Source organism: Pseudomonas sp. ANT_H12B (genome assembly GCF_008369325.1).
Lineage (GTDB): Bacteria > Pseudomonadota > Gammaproteobacteria > Pseudomonadales > Pseudomonadaceae > Aquipseudomonas.
In genome coordinates this window covers 53148-71254 of sequence record NZ_VOBI01000002.1, presented here as the reverse complement: position 1 = coordinate 71254, position 18107 = coordinate 53148, and the positions used below count along the sequence as shown (strand labels likewise).

Here is an 18107-nt window from a genome sequence, read left to right as displayed (position 1 = left end):
TAAACGCCACTAAACGTGTACGAAAAAACCTTTCAGCAGTTCCTTCAATGACAAACTCCAGACAAAAAAATGCCCGGCAAGCCGGGCAAGTTTTTTTATTCGCGTGCTTACAAGTTGTAGCCGCGTTCGTTGTGGAGTGCCAGATCGATGCCGACCGCCTCTTCTTCTTCGGTGATACGCAGCCCCATGACAGCGTCCAGCACCTTGAGAATGATGTAAGTGACGATCGCGGTGTAGATCACCGTGAAGCCCACGCCTTTGCACTGAATCCAGACTTGGGCGGCGATATCGGTCACGGTGCCGAAGCCGCCCAGGGATGGTGCAGCGAACACACCGGTCAGGATCGCGCCGAGGATACCGCCGATGCCGTGCACGCCGAAGGCGTCCAGGGAGTCGTCATAGCCGAGTTTGCGTTTAAGGGTAGTGGCGCAGAAGAAGCACACCACGCCGGCCGCCAGACCGATGACCAGAGCGCCCATCGGGCCCACCGTGCCAGCGGCTGGTGTGATTGCAACCAGACCAGCCACAACACCCGAAGCAATACCCAGTGCACTTGGTTTGCCGTGGGTGATCCATTCGGCGAACATCCAGCCCAATGCGGCGGCGGCGGTTGCGATCTGGGTCACCAGCATCGCCATGCCGGCAGTGCCGTTGGCCGCTGCGGCGGAACCGGCGTTGAAGCCGAACCAGCCGACCCACAGCATGGCAGCGCCCATCAAGGTGTAACCGAGGTTGTGCGGCGCCATCGGGGTAGTCGGGAAGCCTTTGCGTTTGCCCAGTACCAGGCAGGCAATCAGACCGGCCACACCGGCGTTGATGTGCACCACGGTGCCGCCGGCGAAGTCCAGCACACCCCAGTCCCACATAAGGCCGCCGTTACCGGACCAGACCATGTGCGCGATCGGTGCATACACCAGGGTGAACCAGACGCCCATGAAGATCAGCATGGCGGAGAACTTCATCCGCTCGGCGAAGGCACCGACGATCAACGCAGGGGTGATGATGGCGAAGGTCATCTGGAAGGTGATGAACACCGCCTCAGGGAACAACGCTGCGGGACCGGTCAGGCTCGATGGCGTGACACCGGCGAGGAAAGCCTTGCCCATGCCGCCGAAGAACGAGTTGAAGTTGACGACGCCCTGCTCCATGCCAGTGGTGTCGAACGCAATGCTGTAGCCATAAATGACCCACAGGATGCTGATCAGACCGGTAATGGCGAAGCACTGCATCATCACGGAAAGAATGTTTTTGGAACGAACCATGCCGCCGTAGAACAGCGCGAGACCGGGAATGGTCATGAACAGCACGAGGGCTGTCGAGGTCAACATCCAGGCGGTGTCGCCGGAGTTGAGGACTGGGGCCGCCACTTCGTCTGCCGCCATAGCCAGGCTGGGCATTACGAGGGACAACAGGGCTCCTAGCCCTGCGAATTTACGCAGAGTCATATTGTTTTCTCCTGGGGCGTTGGGTTTGTGGCGGCTTTTAAATCGCGTCGGTATCGGTTTCGCCGGTACGGATGCGAATCGCCTGTTCCAGATTGACCACGAAGATCTTGCCGTCACCAATCTTGCCGGTATTGGCAGCCTTGGTTATCGCCTCGATAACCCGATCAAGATCCTTGTCGTCAATGGCGACATCGATCTTCACCTTTGGCAGGAAATCGACCACGTACTCCGCGCCGCGATACAGCTCGGTGTGACCCTTCTGCCGACCGAAGCCTTTGACTTCAGTAACGGTAATGCCCTGCACGCCGATCTCGGACAGCGACTCGCGCACGTCGTCCAGTTTGAACGGCTTGATGATGGCAGTGACTAGCTTCATGAAAACTCTCTCCCGAATTGGTGGACTTGCCCCAGGAAAACAAACCCGACTCAAGTCTAAGCGCAGTGCCTGGCTTTGTAACGCATCGTCGGCCTTACCTGCCCGTCCGATGTCTGCTAACCACTCCGCACGAAACTCTTCCCCCGTTCCGCTTGGCGCACTGCATTCGTCACAGCGACTGCATCAGTGCATGGGTCACTAGGCACTAAGCAGAAAGCTTGCCATCTCCACAAAGCTCCCTGTTTTCAGGCTTTTAGCCGCTGATCCCTGCCTCTTCACCGCAACTCCCGCGGCGCTACGCACAACAACAGTGCGCTGCCGTCCATCCGCATGCGCGAAAAGCGTGCACGGCCTCCTGTCGGGATTGACTATAGACACTGCGTGATACACTGCCCGCCATTGTTGACAGGACATTTCCCATGCTCGCACCCAAAGACTTCCTCGATGCCCTGAGCGGCACCGCCTCGCGCCTCTTCAGCGGCGACACCCCACTGCCGAAAAGCGAAATCGAAAGCCAGTTCAAGGCTCTGTTGCAGAGCGGCTTCAGCAAGCTGGATCTTGTGAGCCGGGAAGAGTTTGATAGCCAGATGGTTGTGCTGGCACGCACCCGTGCACGGCTCGAGAGTCTTGAGGCGAAAGTGGCTGAGCTGGAAGCGAAGCTCAATCCACCAACCGAATAACACCACAATCCCTGTGGGAGCGGGCTTGCCCGCGAATGGAGTCGCCTCGGTCTACCAGCCCTCCCACACTGGACAGACCACCCCTGTAGGAGCTGCCGAAGGCTGCGATCTTTTGATCTTTAAGCCCTCAAAACCCCCGGCAACGTCCTACAAGAAAACCACCGCCGTCCGATTGCGCAGCAAAGCCCCGGTTCCTAAGCTCACCCAATGCTGAATGTTCAGCACTGGGTTTGGCGACCTGGAACCAAGCTATGCACGCAACCTCATTCGATTACGGATATCTCTCCCGATTCGAATTATGGCGGCTGCGTGTGGGAGACCTTCGGGTCTGCCGGTATTCGCTTGGCCGGTTCGCCAACCCGCACGCCGCTGCCACCCTTATTGTTTGGCGACGATAAGTGGCAGTTATCTATCAAGCGAATTTTGGGTACTGCGCTATGGACGAAAACTATCTAATCCCCCAAGTCTTCACCCGCCACAAACTCCACCTTCACGCGCTTTTGATCGAAAACCAGCCTTGGTTCAGCGCCCGAGACTTAGGCCGTCTGCTTCGTCTTTTCCTCGACGAACGCGCCGTCCGAAAACTCGATCCCGATCAACATCAATCCGCACGAGTCGTCATCCACGGCACCATCGAAAACACCCTGCTCATCAGCGAATCCGGCGTCTACGCGCTGCTGGTCTACCACTACTGCCCCGAATACCGGGCCCTGCGCGAATGGCTGACCCACGATGTGGTCCCCGCCCTCAGAGATGCCCAGCAAGCCACTTCAACCGAACGCCCGATCCTGAGCCTGCTGAGCTGGCCTGAGATGTCGCTGAGCCTGTTGCATTGGAATAATCAACCGTGGATTCGGTTGCAGGATGTTCCACATATGCTGCCGAGCGGCGAGCAAACGCAGCGTCCGGTCAACCTTCCATGGTGGAAAAAAGCTTCTCGAGCGTTGCATTCGCTTTAAGCGCTCATCCACGCTCGATTTCGGCGCTACGAAGATCGTAGCTCGATTGCAGATTCAGCCAGAATTCGGGCGTGGTATTCAAAAGCATGGATAGCTTCTTTGCCAGACCAACACTGACACCGCTCTGCTGCCTCACCACCTCGCTCACTTCAACCGAAGCTGTTACAACTTACTGAACTTCACGCCGAAGCACGTCGCTTGGCTGGGAATTTATCGACTAAACAACGACGCTTTATTGAAGTCGCCATCGCGCGCGGCAAAGAACTTGAACCCAGTGGTTGGTTGGCTGGTGGAAGAAACTAAATACTGCTTCTTGAAAAAACCGTCTGAATGGCGGTTTTTTTGTGCCTCGCAACTACCCCGCTCCGTGTCCGCAACATCCAGTGAAAGTTTGCCTGCATAACCACGCCCCAAATCTATCGCACCCGTCTACCCTTCAAAAACCCGCAGGAAGCGCCCCCCGTAAAATGCTCAAGGAACGACCATGTCCCTCTCCATCGTCCACAGCCGTGCCCAGATTGGCGTGGATGCGCCCGCCGTTACCGTAGAAGTCCATCTGGCCAACGGTTTGCCGTCATTGACGATGGTGGGTTTGCCGGAGGCTGCAGTGAAGGAAAGCAAGGATCGAGTGCGTAGCGCGATCATCAATTCAGGGCTGCAATTCCCGGCACGGCGTATCACCTTGAATCTCGCTCCCGCTGACCTACCGAAGGACGGCGGACGATTCGATTTGGCGATTGCTTTGGGGATTCTGTCCGCCAGCGTCCAGGTGCCGACGTTGACGCTGGATGACATTGAATGCCTCGGCGAATTGGCGTTGTCAGGCGCGGTACGTGCTGTGAGAGGTGTGTTGCCGGCTGCGCTAGCAGCACGCAAGGCCGGGCGTTCGTTGATGGTGCCGCGGGCGAATGCCGAGGAGGCGTGCCTGGCGTCCGGGTTGAAGGTGTTTGCCGTGGATCACCTGCTGGAAGCCGTTGCACATTTCAATGGACATACGCCGGTCGAGCCCTACGTTTCCAATGGCTTGCTCTACGCCAGCAAACCCTATCCGGACTTGAATGAGGTGCAGGGCCAACTCTCGGCCAAGCGTGCGTTGCTGATAGCTGCGGCGGGCGCTCATAACCTGTTATTTAGCGGACCGCCGGGGACCGGGAAAACACTGTTGGCGAGTCGGTTACCGGGGCTGCTTCCCCCGTTAGCCGAAAACGAGGCGCTGGAAGTCGCTGCCATTCAATCCGTCACCAGTTGCGTGCCCTTAAGCCACTGGCCGCAAAGACCATTCCGCCAACCCCACCACTCCGCCTCGGGCCCGGCGTTGGTGGGCGGTGGTTCGAAACCGCAACCCGGCGAAATAACTCTCGCCCACCATGGCGTGCTGTTTCTCGATGAACTCCCGGAATTTGATCGCAAGGTATTGGAGGTTCTGAGAGAGCCATTGGAGTCGGGCTGCATCGTAATTTCCCGCGCCAAGGATCGCGTGAGATTTCCGGCTCGCTTTCAATTAGTGGCCGCGATGAACCCGTGCCCCTGTGGATATCTTGGCGAACCCAGCGGCAAATGCAGTTGTACGCCGGACATGGTCCAGCGCTACCGCAACAAACTGTCGGGGCCACTGCTGGATCGTATCGACCTGCACCTGACCGTCGCCCGTGAAGCTACGGCGTTGAACCCCGCGTTGAAGGCCGGCGACGACACGGCCACTGCCGCTGTTCTGGTCGCCGAAGCACGAGAACGGCAACACAAACGCCAGGGCTGCGCCAACGCCTTTCTCGATCTGCCAGGCCTGCGCCGCCATTGCAACTTATCCACAGCCGACGAAACCTGGCTGGAGACTGCGTGCGAACGACTGACCTTGTCGCTAAGGTCAGCCCATCGACTGCTCAAAGTGGCGCGCACCCTGGCGGACCTTGAGCAAGTCGATGGCATCACCCGCGAGCACTTGGCCGAGGCGCTGCAATACCGGCCGAGCACAAATTAGCAGGGATTATTCCTTGGTGAGATCCACGAGCGGTGTTTGTCGTACCTCAGTCTGCCGCCCGCCCTGAATCTCGTTCACTCGCTTCAACGCGTTATCCACAGCTCCTTTATCCGCCAGCAAACTGTAATGAATCTGGAACTGTTTCTGCTCCTTCACCCCAATTGTCGGCACTAAACCGAGTGGCCGCTGATACCGACGGTTGTAGGAAAAGCTCGTTCCCGGCTCAAGACCCGTGACATAACCCTGCCCTTGGGTATCGGTGTTTTTCCACAGAGAAAACACTGGCAGTGTTTGAGTGTTGAAGCCGGCCGATACACCCAGGCTGCCGGCCTTGTTATGCAGCACCGTCAACGTATCGCCCTTGGAATCGGCATAGGGCACGACGTTGTAAACCGTCTCGTCGTAATCCTTGGTCGGTGCGCGGTAAGTCTGCCAGTCCGGCAGATCCCCTTTTGCCTTGTCATTGAACGGCGACACCTGTTTGACCGGTGCAACAAAACGCGCGCCCTGCTCCAGAAACGGAGCGCTGAAGTTGCTGTGATAAAGCGCCTGATACTCCTTCGGATAGTCGCCGTTATTGGTCAGGGTGTCGTTGAGGGAGAACGCTACGCTGCCTGGTTCGGTGACCAGTTCGGTCGCAACGGAGAAGTCGACTTTCTTGAACGCCTGCTCTTTCAGCTCGCCGCGCAGGCTGATGGTGTATGGCGGTTTTTCGTCGATGTGCAAGGTGACTTTGCTGGCCGGGATGTTGGCGGCGCGGCCATGGAGCGTCAGCAGTTCACCGTTGTCCATGCCGGGGTGACCGACCCATTCGTAGCCGCAGCGAGCGACCAGTTCGTTGAAGCCTTCGAGCCAACCCAGACCACCACGGCCGTTGAGTTCGATGAAGGACGGATTGACCACGTCCTTGACCGGCGAATCCCAGCCCATGCGCACATTACCGACCGACGCCTGCAGGACGTTCATCCCACGAGAGGGGACCACCGAGAGTTTCATTGTGCCGTTATCGATGTCGACGATGCTGACGCCCTCCTGCCGACCGCCGTGCAAGGTGCGCAGGCTCACGCTGAAGGGTTTGTCGGTTTTTACGCCGAGTTGCTGGCTGGTGATTTGCCAGTTCTGGGCGGCTTTGTCGGTGTCTAGCAGAACGTAATCCCAAGCCATGGCGTGGGAGGCAACGGTCATCGCGCCTAGGGTTATGGCGAGTTTGAGCGGGGTCATGATGGGAGCCTTTCTTGGAGTTGTGTGGTTTTTATAGTCTTGCTGAAACGATTCATCAAGCTTAAAAAACACAACAGCGAAGGCAAATTGATAGTGATGCGGGGGGTTGGGGTTAAAACCGGGGGAACTGAGTTGATCCCATCGCGGGCTTGCCCGCGATGGCGATTTCAGCAGTGACTCAGCGGAACCGATCAACCTCATGCCGCAAGTCCGCCGCGAGCTTCTCCAGCTCTTTGGCGGTGACGGCCAGATTGGAAACAACTTCTCGTTGCTCGCTGTTAGCCAGGGCAATGCTTTGCAGGTTGCTGCTGAGCAACGTCGCCGTGCTGCTTTGCTCTTGGGTCGCCGTAGTGATCGCAGCGAATTGCTGCCCGGCAGAACGGCTTTGCTCATCGATACGCGCCAGGGCTGAAGCGACATTCGCGTTGCGCGACAGCCCTTCCTGCATTAACACGTTGCCCTGTTCCATGGTGCTGATGGCGTTGCCGGTTTCCTGCTGAATGCTTTGGATCATCCCGGAAATTTCGTCAGTGGCCTGGCGGGTACGCGAAGCCAGGCTGCGAACTTCATCCGCCACGACCGCAAAACCACGCCCCTGCTCACCGGCACGGGCCGCTTCGATGGCGGCATTGAGCGCCAGCAAGTTGGTCTGCTCGGCAATCGAGGTAATCACACCGACAATGCCGCCGATTTCCTGGGAACGCTGACCCAAGGTATTGATCACCGTCGCCGTGCTGTTCAGCGCGCCGGCGATTTGTTCCAGGGACGAGGACGCTTCGTCCATCGACGTACGACCGATCTGGGTTTGCTGTGCGTTTTCTTGAGCCAGACGCTGAGTGCTGCCCATGTTGTCGGCAATGTTCAGGGAGGTGGCGCTGAACTCTTCCACGGCACCGGCCATGCTGGCGATCTCGCCCGACTGCTGTTCCATTCCTTCATAGGCGCCACCGGACAGACCGGACAAGGCCTGAGCACGGCTGTTGACCTCTTGCGAGGCCTTGCGGATGTGCTCGACCATGGTCGACAAAGCCTGGCTCATCTGGTTGAAGGCGCGGGCCAACTGACCGATCTCGTCGTTGCTCGATACGTTCAGCCGCACGCTCAAATCACCGGCGCCCAAGGCTTCGGCCTGACGCACCAGATCACCCAGCGGAGCCAGTTTGCTGCGCAGCAACCAGACTGCCGAACCCACGGCGATCAACATCGCCAGCAGGCTGCCAATCGCCAATTGAATACCGACACTCCAGGTCACGGCGCGAATTTCGCTTTTCGGCATGCTCGCTACGACCGACCATGGGCCGCCTTCGAACGGTACGGCGATGCTGTAGAAATCTTCCGACGTGTCGCTCCAGAACTCGCCCTTGCCCGGGGTCTTCACCAGGCTGTTGATTGCTGGGACTGCCCGATCCAGTGCTTGCACGCCCGCGATCGGCACCAGCCATTTGTTCTGCTCATCAAGCAGCGCCAGAGAACCGGTCTGACCGATGCGGAAGCGTTTGAGGTTGGCGAACTGCGCGTTCTGAGCGTCGGTGTAATCGAATCCTACGTACAGCACGGCAATGACCTTACCGCTGCTGTCGCGTACGGGGGTGTATTGCGACATGTAGAAGCGTTCGAAAAGCAACGATCGACCGACGAAGCTCTGCCCCGCCATCAAACGGGCGTAAGCCGGGTTCGCGTGATCGAGCACGGTGCCGATAGCCCGGTTGCCGTCCTGTTTGCTGACATTGGTGCTGACCCGGATGAAGTCGTCGCCACTGCGCACGAACACCGTGGCGACACCCGCCGTCATTTGCTTGAACTCGTCGACTTCCTTGAAGTTGTTGTTCAACACTTCAGCGCCCAGATGCAAACCCGGCGTCTGGATGCCCGCCACGGTTACCGGTTCGTCCGGATGCACGCTCAGCCCCGCGCTGAAGCGTTTCTCGAACAGGCCGGCCAGACGCTGGGTGCTTTCACGCAACGTGCCGTGAAATGTGCTCAGCTGGTCGGCCAGCAGCCGGGCTTCACTGGCCAGGTGCTCTTCGCGGGTGGCTAGGTTGGCCGAGTCCAGCGAACGCAAGGCGAACACGGTACTGCCACTGATGACAATCGCCAGTATCACGGCAAGCGCGAGACCCAGCTGTGAGGCTATCCGAGCACGAGGTTGAGACATGAAAGCTCCTGGTCGAGTGACCGGATCTTCCTGATCCCGACGCACACTCGACAAAATTTCTAATAATGGGAATTACGCCGAACCTGCACGAAGGTTCTACCTGCAGATTTTCGGCGGCAAACCTGAATACTTGAGTGATTAACCGGGATATGGCTCAAAGCCGCCATTGCGACGGCTCTATCGATTCAGCTCAAGCGCTCGACATCCGGTAATTCCATGGCCCGGACTTCGCCCTGCAAGAAGTCGCTCAGCCTGCGCATACGCTCACCTCCGGGGCGGGTTTTCGGCCAGACCAGATAATATTTCTCACCGCTGGCGACAGCCGTCGGCCACGGCAAACTCAGCCGCCCCTGGGCGACATCTTCCGCCACCATCAGCAGATCCCCCATAGATACGCCGTACCCTCGCGCGGCGGCGATCATGCCCAGCTCCAACGTGTCGAACACCTGCCCGCCCTTGAGCGATACCCGATCGGTCAGGCCCATGCGCTCCAGCCAATTGCGCCAGTCGCGGCGGTCCGGTGTTGGATGCAGCAGTTCGGCACTGACCAGACGCGCGACGTCCCAAGGTTGATCCTTCAGAAGATTCGGCGCACCCACGGGAATCAGCTCTTCCGGGAACAGGAAACTCGCCTCCCAGTCCGGAGGAAAATTCCCGTTGCTGAGGATGACGGCGCAGTCGAAGGGTTCATGGTTGAAGTCCACCGAGTCGATGTCCATCCAGGCGCTGGTCAACTGCACCTCGTTACCCGGCTGCAGGTGTCGAAAGCGACTGAGCCGCGCGAGCAACCAACGCATGGTCAGGGTAGACGGGGCCTTCATGCGCAGGATGTCATCTTCGGCGCGCAGGGTATTGCAGGCCCGCTCCAATGCGGTGAAGCCTTCGCGAATGCCGGGCAAGATCAGCCGCGCCGATTCGGTCAATTGCAGATTGCGTCCGCTACGGTGAAACAGCCGGCAGGCGAAATGCTCTTCGAGCGTACGAATGTGCCGGCTGACTGCACTTTGCGTGATCGACAATTCTTCGGCGGCACGGGTAAACGAGCTATGCCGCGCCGCCGCTTCGAATGCGCGAAGGGCATACAAGGGAGGAAGACGACGAGACATCAGGAAAGCTCCTATAGCGCAATTCCGCCAACTTATCAGAAACTCCGCTGCATGAGTTTTAATCATGCCACCCATCCTTTTTATCCCTTTGTGCAAACCCCCGAGAGCGCCGAGAATCGACGCTTCCAGTTCTCTTTGAAAATCGAGCGTGATGACCATGCAGCATCCAGCGCGTATTGAACTCTGGGCCATCTTGCGGCTGGCGGGGCCGTTGATTGCCTCGCAGTTGGCGCACATGCTGATGGTCCTCACGGACACCCTGATGATGGCGCGCCTCAGTCCCGAAGCGCTGGCCGGCGGCGGTCTGGGCGCGGCGACTTACTCGTTCGTGTCGATCTTCTGCATCGGTGTGATTGCGGCGGTCGGCACCTTGGTGGCGATCCGTCAGGGTGCTGGCGACATCGTCGGTGCGGCGCGGCTGACCCAGGCGGGATTGTGGCTGGCGTGGTTGATGGCGCTGGTGGCCGGCTTGCTGCTGTGGAACCTCAAACCGGTGCTGCTGCTGTTCGGCCAGACCGAAACCAACGTCCAGGCCGCCGGGCAGTTTTTGCTGATCCTGCCGTTCGCCCTGCCCGGCTACCTGAGCTTCATGGCCCTGCGCGGTTTTACCAGCGCCATCGGCCGGGCAACCCCGGTGATGGTCATCAGCCTCGCCGGCACCGTGGCCAATTTCGTCCTCAACTACGCGTTCATCACCGGGATGTTCGGCTTGCCGAAAATGGGCTTGGTGGGGATCGGGCTGGTGACCGCGATTGTTGCCAACCTGATGGCCGTGGCGCTGGCGCTGCACATCCGTCGGCACCCGGCTTACGACGCCTATCCCTTGCGCCAGGGTCTGTCGCGGCCCAACCGTCAGTATTTGAAAGAACTGTGGCGCCTCGGCCTGCCGATTGGCGGCACCTACGCCGTGGAAGTCGGACTATTCGCGTTCGCCGCGCTGTGCATGGGCACCATGGGCAGTACGCAACTGGCGGCGCACCAGATCGCCCTGCAGATCGTCTCGGTGGCGTTCATGATTCCGGCGGGGCTTTCCTATGCGATCACCATGCGCATCGGCCAGCACTACGGCGCCGGGCAATTGCTGGACGCACGGCTGGCCGGGCGGGTGGGGATCGTCTTCGGCGCGGCGGCTATGCTCGGGTTTGCGATGGTCTTCTGGCTGCTGCCGAATCAATTGATCGGCTTGTTCCTGGACCACAACGACCCGGCATTTCGCGAGGTCATCAATCTGGCTGTGAGCCTGCTGGCGGTAGCGGCGTGGTTCGAGCTGTTCGACGGTACGCAAACCATCGCCATGGGTTGCATTCGCGGGCTCAAGGATGCCAAGACCACCTTCCTGGTGGGTTTGGGTTGCTATTGGCTGATTGGTGCGCCGGCCGCCTGGTGGATGGCCTTCCATTTGAACTGGGGGCCGACGGGTGTCTGGTGGGGCTTGGCGTTGGGGCTGGCGTGTGCAGCGGTGAGTCTGACGTTGGCGTTTGAGTGGAAGATGAAGCGGATGATCAGACGCGAACCGTCGTCCCAAGGCGACTTCCAGATGGCTCAACCTGACTGACATCCCTGTGGGAGCGGTGTTCGCAGGACCGTTTACACCACGACTTCCAGTGACGGCTGCTGGCTGGAACCGAACGTCAAATACTCAACAAGCCCTGCCAGCGGCAACGGCTTGCTAATCAGATACCCCTGCACCTGATCACACCCAAACCCGCGCAACAAATCCAGCTGCTCTGGCGTTTCCACACCTTCGGCGACCACTTCAAGATTGAGGTTGTGTGCCAGATTGATCATCGCGTGGACCAGTTTTCGATTCTCTTCGCGCTGTTCCATACCGCCGACAAAGCTCTTGTCGATCTTCAGCAAAGTAATCGGCAGGCTGTTGAGGTGCACGAACGAGGAGAAACCGGTGCCGAAGTCATCCAGGGAGAAACGCACACCCAGGCGCCCAAGGGCATCCATGGTCTGCTTCACCAGATCGCTGCGGCGCATCACCGCGGTTTCGGTCAGTTCGAACTCCAGCCATTGCGCCTCGACGCCGCGCTCGGCAATCAGCCGGCTCAGGGTCGACAGCAACTGGCTGTCCTGAAACTGCCGGAACGACAGGTTGATCGCCATGTGCAGCGCCGGTAAACCCCGTTCGCGCAACGCCTGCATGTCCCGCAGGGCCCGGGAAATAACCCAGTACCCCAACGGCACGATCAAACCGCTTTGCTCGGCCAGCGGGACGAACTCGCTCGGCGGCAGCAAGCCGCGCTCGGCATGACGCCAGCGCACCAAGGCTTCGAGGCCGACAATCTGGCCGTCCTCAAGGTTCAGGCGTGGCTGGTAATGCAGCTCCAGCTCATCGCGACGCAAAGCCCGGCGCAGCTCGCTTTCGAGGTCGGCGATGCTGCGGGCGTTGCGATTGATGCGTTCGTTGAAGATGTGGAAAGTGCAGCCCTGCGTGCTCTTGGCCTGCTGCATGGCGATGTGCGCGTGCCACATCAGCGGATCGGCACCGGCCTGGGCTCGAGCGTGGGCGATGCCCAGACTGGAACCGATCAACAGACTTTCGCCGTCGACCCAGTAAGGCTCGGCCAAGGCTTCGGTGATGCGTTCGGCCATCCACTCGGCCCGCTGAGGCGCGCGGCGGGTGTCGATCAGCAGGGCAAACTCATCACTGCCCAGCCGCGCCAGTTGATCGCCGGCCTCAAGCTGGCTTTTCAGGCGTGCGACCACTTGCAGAATCAGTCGGTCGCCGGCCTGGTGGCCGAGGGCGTCGTTGGCGTGACGAAAGTTGTCGAGATCGAGGTGACCGAGTGCCAGGCCACGGCCGTCGTTTTCCGCCAGACGCGCCGCCAGCAAAGTCTGGAACCCCTGACGATTGGCGATGCCGGTGAGCGGATCTTGCTCGGCCAGGCGTTGCAGAGTGTTTTCCAGCAAGCCGCGTTCACGCACATGGCGCAGGCAACGGCGCAACATGCCGGGATCGAGCAGATCGCGCACCAGCCAGTCACTCACACCGTCGGGTGGAGACGGCGGCTCATGCTCCAGCAGCAACACTGTCGGCAGGCTGCAACGGCCAGGCAAAGGCTGGAGAGCCGGGATCGTCAACAACACCGCGCTGCGGTTGTCATCGAACAGACTGTTGACCGACTCCCAGCTCGGCGCGCTGATCAGCACGGCCGAGTTCCCCATCGGAGCCAGACACTCGCGCAACAACGCTGCCCACGCTGGCTCTTCGGCCAGTAGCAGCAAACGCAAGGGTTCGACAGGCGTAGACAAGCTAGCTCCCTAGACTCTGCAAAGATGTAGGCGGCAGGCATTATGCAGCGCCGGTAACCAATGACCAAATGGCATCCGTTATCAAACGTGTCTTGGGGCCTGGATTACGAACATTAGACGCAAATTCATTGCGCATCCTGCGTGAAAGTATCAAAACCGGCAAATATAGATAGCGTGCTGCGTCACAAGTCGGACAGAGCAGCACAATTCGCTGAGCCTGTTAAAATGCCGGCCCATTTCGCAAACGACTCCCTGATTTCGTATGTCCCGACTCAATCCCCGGCAGCAAGAAGCCGTGAGCTACGTCGGCGGCCCTCTTTTGGTGCTCGCCGGTGCAGGCTCCGGCAAGACCAGTGTGATCACCCGCAAAATTGCGCATCTGATCCAGAACTGTGGCATCCGCGCCCAGTACATCGTCGCCATGACCTTTACCAACAAGGCCGCGCGCGAGATGAAGGAACGGGTCGGCACCTTGCTCAAGGGCGGCGAAGGCCGCGGCCTGACCGTCTGCACCTTCCACAATCTGGGCCTGAATATCATCCGCAAGGAACACGCGCGGCTGGGCTACAAGCCAGGTTTCTCGATCTTCGACGAGACCGATGTCAAAGCCCTGATGACCGACATCATGCAGAAGGAATACTCGGGCGACGACGGCGTCGACGAGATCAAGAACATGATCGGCTCGTGGAAAAACGACCTGATCCTGCCGCCCGAAGCCCTGGAAAACGCGCGCAACCCAAAGGAACAGACCGCCGCCATCGTCTACACCCACTATCAGCGCACGCTCAAGGCGTTCAACGCGGTGGACTTCGACGACTTGATCCTGCTGCCGGTGAAGCTGTTCCAGGAACACGCCGACATCCTCGAAAAATGGCAGAACAAAGTCCGCTACCTGCTGGTGGACGAATACCAGGACACCAACGCCAGCCAGTATTTGCTGGTGAAATTGCTGATCGGCACGCGCAATCAGTTCACCGTGGTGGGCGACGATGACCAGTCGATCTACGCCTGGCGCGGCGCCCGCCCGGAAAACCTGATGTTGCTCAAGGACGATTACCCGTCCCTGAAAGTGGTCATGCTCGAGCAAAACTACCGCTCCACCAGCCGCATCCTGCGCTGTGCCAACGTGCTGATCTCGAACAACCCGCACGAATTCGAAAAGCAGCTGTGGAGCGAGATGGGTCACGGCGACGAGATTCGCGTGATCCGTTGCCGCAACGAAGACGCCGAAGCCGAACGCGTGGCCGTGGAACTGCTGACCCTGCACTTGCGCACGGATCGGCCGTACAGCGATTTCGCGATCCTGTATCGCGGTAACTACCAGGCCAAGCTGATCGAGCTGAAGCTGCAACACCACCAGATTCCTTACCGATTGTCCGGCGGCAACAGCTTTTTCGGACGTCAGGAAGTGAAAGACCTGATGGCCTACTTCCGCCTGCTCGTGAACCCGGACGACGACAACGCCTTCCTGCGAGTGATCAACGTCCCACGCCGGGAGATCGGTTCGACCACGCTGGAAAAACTCGGTAACTACGCCACCGAACGCAAAATCTCCATGTACGCGGCCACCGACGAAATCGGCCTGGGCGAGCATCTGGATACGCGCTTCACCGATCGCCTGTCGCGCTTCAAGCGCTTCATGGACAAGGTCCGCGAGCAATGCGCCGGCGAAGACCCGATCTCGGCGTTGCGCAGCATGGTCATGGACATCGACTACGAGAACTGGCTGCGCACCAACAGCTCCAGCGACAAGGCCGCCGATTACCGCATGGGCAACGTGTGGTTCCTGATCGAGGCGTTGAAGAACACGCTCGAAAAAGACGAAGAAGGCGAGATGACCGTCGAAGACGCCATCGGCAAACTCGTTTTGCGCGACATGCTGGAACGTCAGCAGGAAGAAGAAGACGGCGCCGAAGGTGTGCAGATGATGACCCTGCACGCCTCCAAAGGTCTGGAATTTCCCTACGTGTTCATCATGGGCATGGAAGAGGAAATCCTCCCGCACCGCTCCAGCATCGAAGCCGACACCATCGAAGAAGAACGCCGGCTGGCCTACGTCGGAATTACCCGAGCGCGTCAGACGCTGGCCTTCACCTTCGCCGCCAAGCGTAAGCAATACGGCGAGATCATCGACTGCGCACCGAGCCGCTTCCTTGATGAGCTGCCGCCGGACGACCTCGCCTGGGAAGGCAACGACGACACACCCGTGGAAGTCAAAGCCGTTCGCGGCAATACCGCATTGGCGGATATACGCGCGATGTTAAAGCGCTAGAATCGACTACTTTTTAACCAGCCTTAGACGCACAGACGTCATTAGAGGAAAGCTTCATGGAAGCACTGCACAAGAAAATTCGCGAAGAAGGCATCGTGCTTTCCGACCAGGTCCTGAAAGTCGACGCCTTTCTGAACCATCAGATCGACCCGGCCCTGATGAAGCTGATCGGCGACGAATTCGCCACGCTGTTCAAGGATTCGGGCATCACCAAGATCGTCACCATCGAAGCCTCGGGCATTGCTCCGGCGATCATGACCGGTCTGAACCTTGGTGTTCCGGTGATTTTTGCGCGCAAGCATCAGTCCCTCACCCTGACTGAAAACCTGTTGTCGGCGACGGTTTACTCGTTCACCAAGCAGACCGAAAGCACCGTGGCGATTTCCCCGCGCCACCTGACCAGCAGTGACCGCGTGCTGATCATCGACGACTTTTTGGCCAACGGAAAGGCGTCGCAAGCGCTGATCTCGATCATCAAACAGGCCGGCGCTACCGTCGCGGGTTTGGGGATTGTGATCGAGAAGTCGTTCCAGGGCGGCCGTGCGGAACTGGATGCTCAGGGTTATCGCGTTGAATCGTTGGCTCGCGTTCAGTCGCTGGCTGGCGGTCTCGTAACCTTCATCGAATAAATCAGCTGCACCGTTGTACCTGTGGGAGCGGGCAAGCCCGCTCCCACAGGTTTTTTGTTGTCTGTTACATCGAGGTGGCTTTGAGGCCGGTGAGTAATAGCCGCTGAAACAAGTCCTCTTTCAAACCCTCCGGTTTCGTCAGCTGCATCCGCTCCAGATGCTCGGGAAATGCCGAAGGCTCCGGCGCATCCAGCGCAGCCTTCCCCAACTCCAGAATTTCGGTGAGCTTGAATTTGCTCTTGAGCCAGTTCAGCGCCCGCAGCAGATCGCGCTCCACCTCGGTGAAATCACACCCCAGCGGATATTCCGGAAACAGGTTCGAATGCAGAGCCTGGATCGCCTGCAAACGCTGCGGACTGTTGTCGGCGAAGCGCGGATCGAGACGAAAACCCTTCGGCAATTTGCCAACGTTCTGCGCCTGCTCGATCAGCCCCTGCTGAAAACGTGAATCACTGATGTTCAGCAACGCCTCAATCACCGCCGCATCGGTCTTGCCGCGCAGATCGGCGATGCCGTATTCGGTGACCACGATATCCCTCAGGTGCCGCGGGATCGTGCAATGGCCGTACTCCCAGACGATGTTCGAACTCACCTCACCGCCCGACTCGCGCCAGCTGCGCAGCAGCAGCACCGAACGCGCGCCTTCCAGTGCATGGCCCTGAACCACGAAGTTGTACTGCCCGCCGACACCACTGAGCACTCGCCCGTCTTCCAGCTGATCCGCCACACCGGCCCCCATCAAGGTCATGGTGAACACGGTGTTGATGAATCGCGCATCAAGGCGCTGCAAACGCTTGAGTTCTTCCTGACCGTAAAGCTCGTTGATGTAGCTGATGCGGGTCATGTTGAATTCAAGCCGCTTGCCTTGCGGCAACTCGCGCAAACGCTCGTAGAAACTGCGCGGCCCGAGGAAGAACCCGCCATGCACCGAGAGGCCGTCAGTCTGCGCGGCTTCATCCAGAGTCCCGGCATTCGCTTGTTGCTGGGTCGACACATCCGGGTAGACCTTGCGCCGCACGATCCCGGCATCGGCCAAAACCAGCAGGCCGTTGACGAACATTTCGCTGCAACCGTACAAACCCTTGGCGAACGGTTCGATGCCACCTTCACGGTCGATCAGTTGCGCCCACTGGCTGAGATTCACATCCGCCAGCAACGCCTTGTAACCGTTATTGTCCGCCTGCCGCGCCAGTAACGCCGCAGTCAGGGCATCGCCCATGGCGCCGATGCCAATCTGCAACGTGCCGCCATCGCGCACCAGCGTGCTGGCGTGCAGGCCGATGAAGTGATCCTGAAACCCCACCGGCATGTTCGGCGTGGAGAACAGCGTGGTGCTGTCCTTCTCGTCGATCAGCAGATCGAACGTGTCCATGCCGACTTCCGCATCCCCCGGCATGTAGGGCAAATCGTTGTGTACCTGGCCCACCAGCAGGATCGTCTCCCCCGCCGCTCGGCGTTTGGCGATCATCGGGAACAGGTCAAGGGTGATGTCCGGGTTGCAACTCAGGCTCAAGCGATCTGGATGTTCGCTGTGGCTGGCCACCAGTTGCGCCACCAGGTTCAACCCGGCGGCATTGATGTCCCGCGCGGCGTGGCTGTAATTGCTGCTGACGTAATCCTGCTGGGCTTGTGCGCTGTGGAGCAGGCTGCCGGGCTGCATGAAGAACTGCTGAATACGGATGTTGGACGGCAGGCTGTCGCGATGCAGGTCGGCCAGGAAATCCAGTTCTGGATAATCGCCAAACACCCGCTCGATGAAGGGTTCGAGAAAACGCTTTTGCAAACCGTCACCCAACGAAGGGCGGCCGAGGCACAACGCGGTATAAATCGTCAGTTGCCGGTCGGGCAGTTGCGCGAGGCGTTGATAGAGCGCGTTGACGAAGTGGTTGGGTTTGCCCAGACCGAGGGGCAGGCCCATGTGGATATGCGCTGGCAACCGTGCCAATACATCATCGACCGCCTGCTCGATAGAACACAGCTGCACCATCTGATCCTCCCTTATATTCCGTGAATTGGGGTTGGACC

13 protein-coding genes and 1 pseudogene are annotated in these 18107 nt (G+C 59.3%); 6 read left to right on the top strand and 8 right to left on the bottom strand.

The window, feature by feature from the left end; genetic code table 11:
• Positions 1-107 precede the first annotated feature (107 nt).
• Together FQ185_RS03170 and glnK are read right to left on the bottom strand one after the other, a co-directional pair.
• A complete protein-coding gene (locus FQ185_RS03170) occupies positions 108-1445 on the bottom strand; it encodes an ammonium transporter (protein ID WP_149416211.1) in 1338 nt (445 codons plus the stop codon).
• Between the two features lie 37 nt (positions 1446-1482).
• The gene (gene glnK / locus FQ185_RS03165; RefSeq protein ID WP_002555808.1) at positions 1483-1821 is read right to left on the bottom strand and encodes a P-II family nitrogen regulator; all 339 of its coding nucleotides are present in this window, start codon (positions 1819-1821) and stop codon (positions 1483-1485) included.
• Positions 1822-2240: 419 nt separating this feature from the next.
• On the opposite strand from glnK, the gene FQ185_RS03160 reads away from it, so the two are divergent.
• Both FQ185_RS03160 and FQ185_RS03155 read left to right on the top strand, forming a co-directional pair.
• Positions 2241-2501, top strand: a complete 261-nt coding sequence (locus FQ185_RS03160) for an accessory factor UbiK family protein (RefSeq protein WP_008007559.1) — start codon at positions 2241-2243, stop codon at positions 2499-2501.
• A 437-nt stretch (positions 2502-2938) separates the two neighbouring features.
• Entirely contained in the window at positions 2939-3460 is a 522-nt protein-coding gene (locus FQ185_RS03155; RefSeq protein ID WP_149416210.1) for a Bro-N domain-containing protein, read from the top strand.
• A 4-nt stretch (positions 3461-3464) separates the two neighbouring features.
• On the opposite strand, the pseudogene FQ185_RS03150 reads toward FQ185_RS03155, so the two are convergent.
• A pseudogene (locus FQ185_RS03150) lies at positions 3465-3608 on the bottom strand (HigA family addiction module antitoxin); the annotation flags it as partial.
• 336 nt (positions 3609-3944) lie between these two features.
• On the opposite strand from FQ185_RS03150, the gene FQ185_RS03145 reads away from it, so the two are divergent.
• Positions 3945-5438, top strand: a complete 1494-nt coding sequence (locus tag FQ185_RS03145; RefSeq protein WP_149416208.1) for a YifB family Mg chelatase-like AAA ATPase — start codon at positions 3945-3947, stop codon at positions 5436-5438.
• 6 nt (positions 5439-5444) lie between these two features.
• Here FQ185_RS03145 and FQ185_RS03140 read toward each other — a convergent pair whose 3' ends face one another.
• The 3 genes from FQ185_RS03140 to FQ185_RS03125 form a co-directional block, all read right to left on the bottom strand.
• A complete protein-coding gene (locus FQ185_RS03140) occupies positions 5445-6659 on the bottom strand; it encodes an aldose 1-epimerase family protein (RefSeq protein WP_149416207.1) in 1215 nt (404 codons plus the stop codon).
• Positions 6660-6837: 178 nt separating this feature from the next.
• Complete coding sequence (locus FQ185_RS03135) at positions 6838-8814, bottom strand: methyl-accepting chemotaxis protein (protein WP_149416206.1); 1977 nt, start codon at positions 8812-8814, stop codon at positions 6838-6840.
• A gap of 185 nt (positions 8815-8999) precedes the next feature.
• Positions 9000-9920: a LysR substrate-binding domain-containing protein gene (locus FQ185_RS03125; RefSeq protein ID WP_149416205.1), complete on the bottom strand. Its 921-nt coding sequence runs from the start codon at positions 9918-9920 to the stop codon at positions 9000-9002.
• A gap of 157 nt (positions 9921-10077) precedes the next feature.
• Between FQ185_RS03125 and FQ185_RS03120 the strand changes: the two genes are divergently transcribed.
• Positions 10078-11475 (top strand): NorM family multidrug efflux MATE transporter, encoded by a 1398-nt coding sequence (locus tag FQ185_RS03120; protein ID WP_149416204.1) that lies wholly within the window; start codon positions 10078-10080, stop codon positions 11473-11475.
• 32 nt (positions 11476-11507) lie between these two features.
• Here FQ185_RS03120 and FQ185_RS03115 read toward each other — a convergent pair whose 3' ends face one another.
• Positions 11508-13181, bottom strand: coding sequence for a bifunctional diguanylate cyclase/phosphodiesterase (locus tag FQ185_RS03115; RefSeq protein WP_149416203.1), 1674 nt, complete (start codon positions 13179-13181; stop codon positions 11508-11510).
• A 262-nt stretch (positions 13182-13443) separates the two neighbouring features.
• Between FQ185_RS03115 and rep the strand changes: the two genes are divergently transcribed.
• Together rep and FQ185_RS03105 are read left to right on the top strand one after the other, a co-directional pair.
• Complete coding sequence (gene rep, locus FQ185_RS03110; protein ID WP_149416202.1) at positions 13444-15453, top strand: DNA helicase Rep; 2010 nt, start codon at positions 13444-13446, stop codon at positions 15451-15453.
• A 56-nt stretch (positions 15454-15509) separates the two neighbouring features.
• Positions 15510-16082, top strand: a complete 573-nt coding sequence (locus tag FQ185_RS03105; RefSeq protein WP_149416201.1) for a xanthine phosphoribosyltransferase — start codon at positions 15510-15512, stop codon at positions 16080-16082.
• 64 nt (positions 16083-16146) lie between these two features.
• Here the strand turns inward: FQ185_RS03105 and FQ185_RS03100 are convergent, their stop codons facing one another.
• Complete coding sequence (locus FQ185_RS03100) at positions 16147-18069, bottom strand: acetyl-CoA hydrolase/transferase C-terminal domain-containing protein (RefSeq protein ID WP_149416200.1); 1923 nt, start codon at positions 18067-18069, stop codon at positions 16147-16149.
• Between the last annotated feature and the right edge of the window lie 38 nt (positions 18070-18107).

Excerpts from the sequence above, each read along its gene's own strand:
- FQ185_RS03125 (WP_149416205.1), bottom strand. The coding sequence starts at position 9,920 with ATGTCTCGTCGTCTTCCTCCCTTGTATGCCCTTCGCGCATTCGAAGCG.
- glnK (WP_002555808.1), bottom strand. The coding sequence starts at position 1,821 with ATGAAGCTAGTCACTGCCATCATCAAGCCGTTCAAACTGGACGACGTG.
- FQ185_RS03105 (WP_149416201.1), top strand. The coding sequence starts at position 15,510 with ATGGAAGCACTGCACAAGAAAATTCGCGAAGAAGGCATCGTGCTTTCC.
- FQ185_RS03160 (WP_008007559.1), top strand. The coding sequence starts at position 2,241 with ATGCTCGCACCCAAAGACTTCCTCGATGCCCTGAGCGGCACCGCCTCG.
- FQ185_RS03135 (WP_149416206.1), bottom strand. The coding sequence starts at position 8,814 with ATGTCTCAACCTCGTGCTCGGATAGCCTCACAGCTGGGTCTCGCGCTT.
- FQ185_RS03170 (WP_149416211.1), bottom strand. The coding sequence starts at position 1,445 with ATGACTCTGCGTAAATTCGCAGGGCTAGGAGCCCTGTTGTCCCTCGTA.
- FQ185_RS03120 (WP_149416204.1), top strand. The coding sequence starts at position 10,078 with ATGCAGCATCCAGCGCGTATTGAACTCTGGGCCATCTTGCGGCTGGCG.
- FQ185_RS03155 (WP_149416210.1), top strand. The coding sequence starts at position 2,939 with ATGGACGAAAACTATCTAATCCCCCAAGTCTTCACCCGCCACAAACTC.
- FQ185_RS03145 (WP_149416208.1), top strand. The coding sequence starts at position 3,945 with ATGTCCCTCTCCATCGTCCACAGCCGTGCCCAGATTGGCGTGGATGCG.
- FQ185_RS03140 (WP_149416207.1), bottom strand. The coding sequence starts at position 6,659 with ATGACCCCGCTCAAACTCGCCATAACCCTAGGCGCGATGACCGTTGCC.
- FQ185_RS03100 (WP_149416200.1), bottom strand. The coding sequence starts at position 18,069 with ATGGTGCAGCTGTGTTCTATCGAGCAGGCGGTCGATGATGTATTGGCA.
- rep (WP_149416202.1), top strand. The coding sequence starts at position 13,444 with ATGTCCCGACTCAATCCCCGGCAGCAAGAAGCCGTGAGCTACGTCGGC.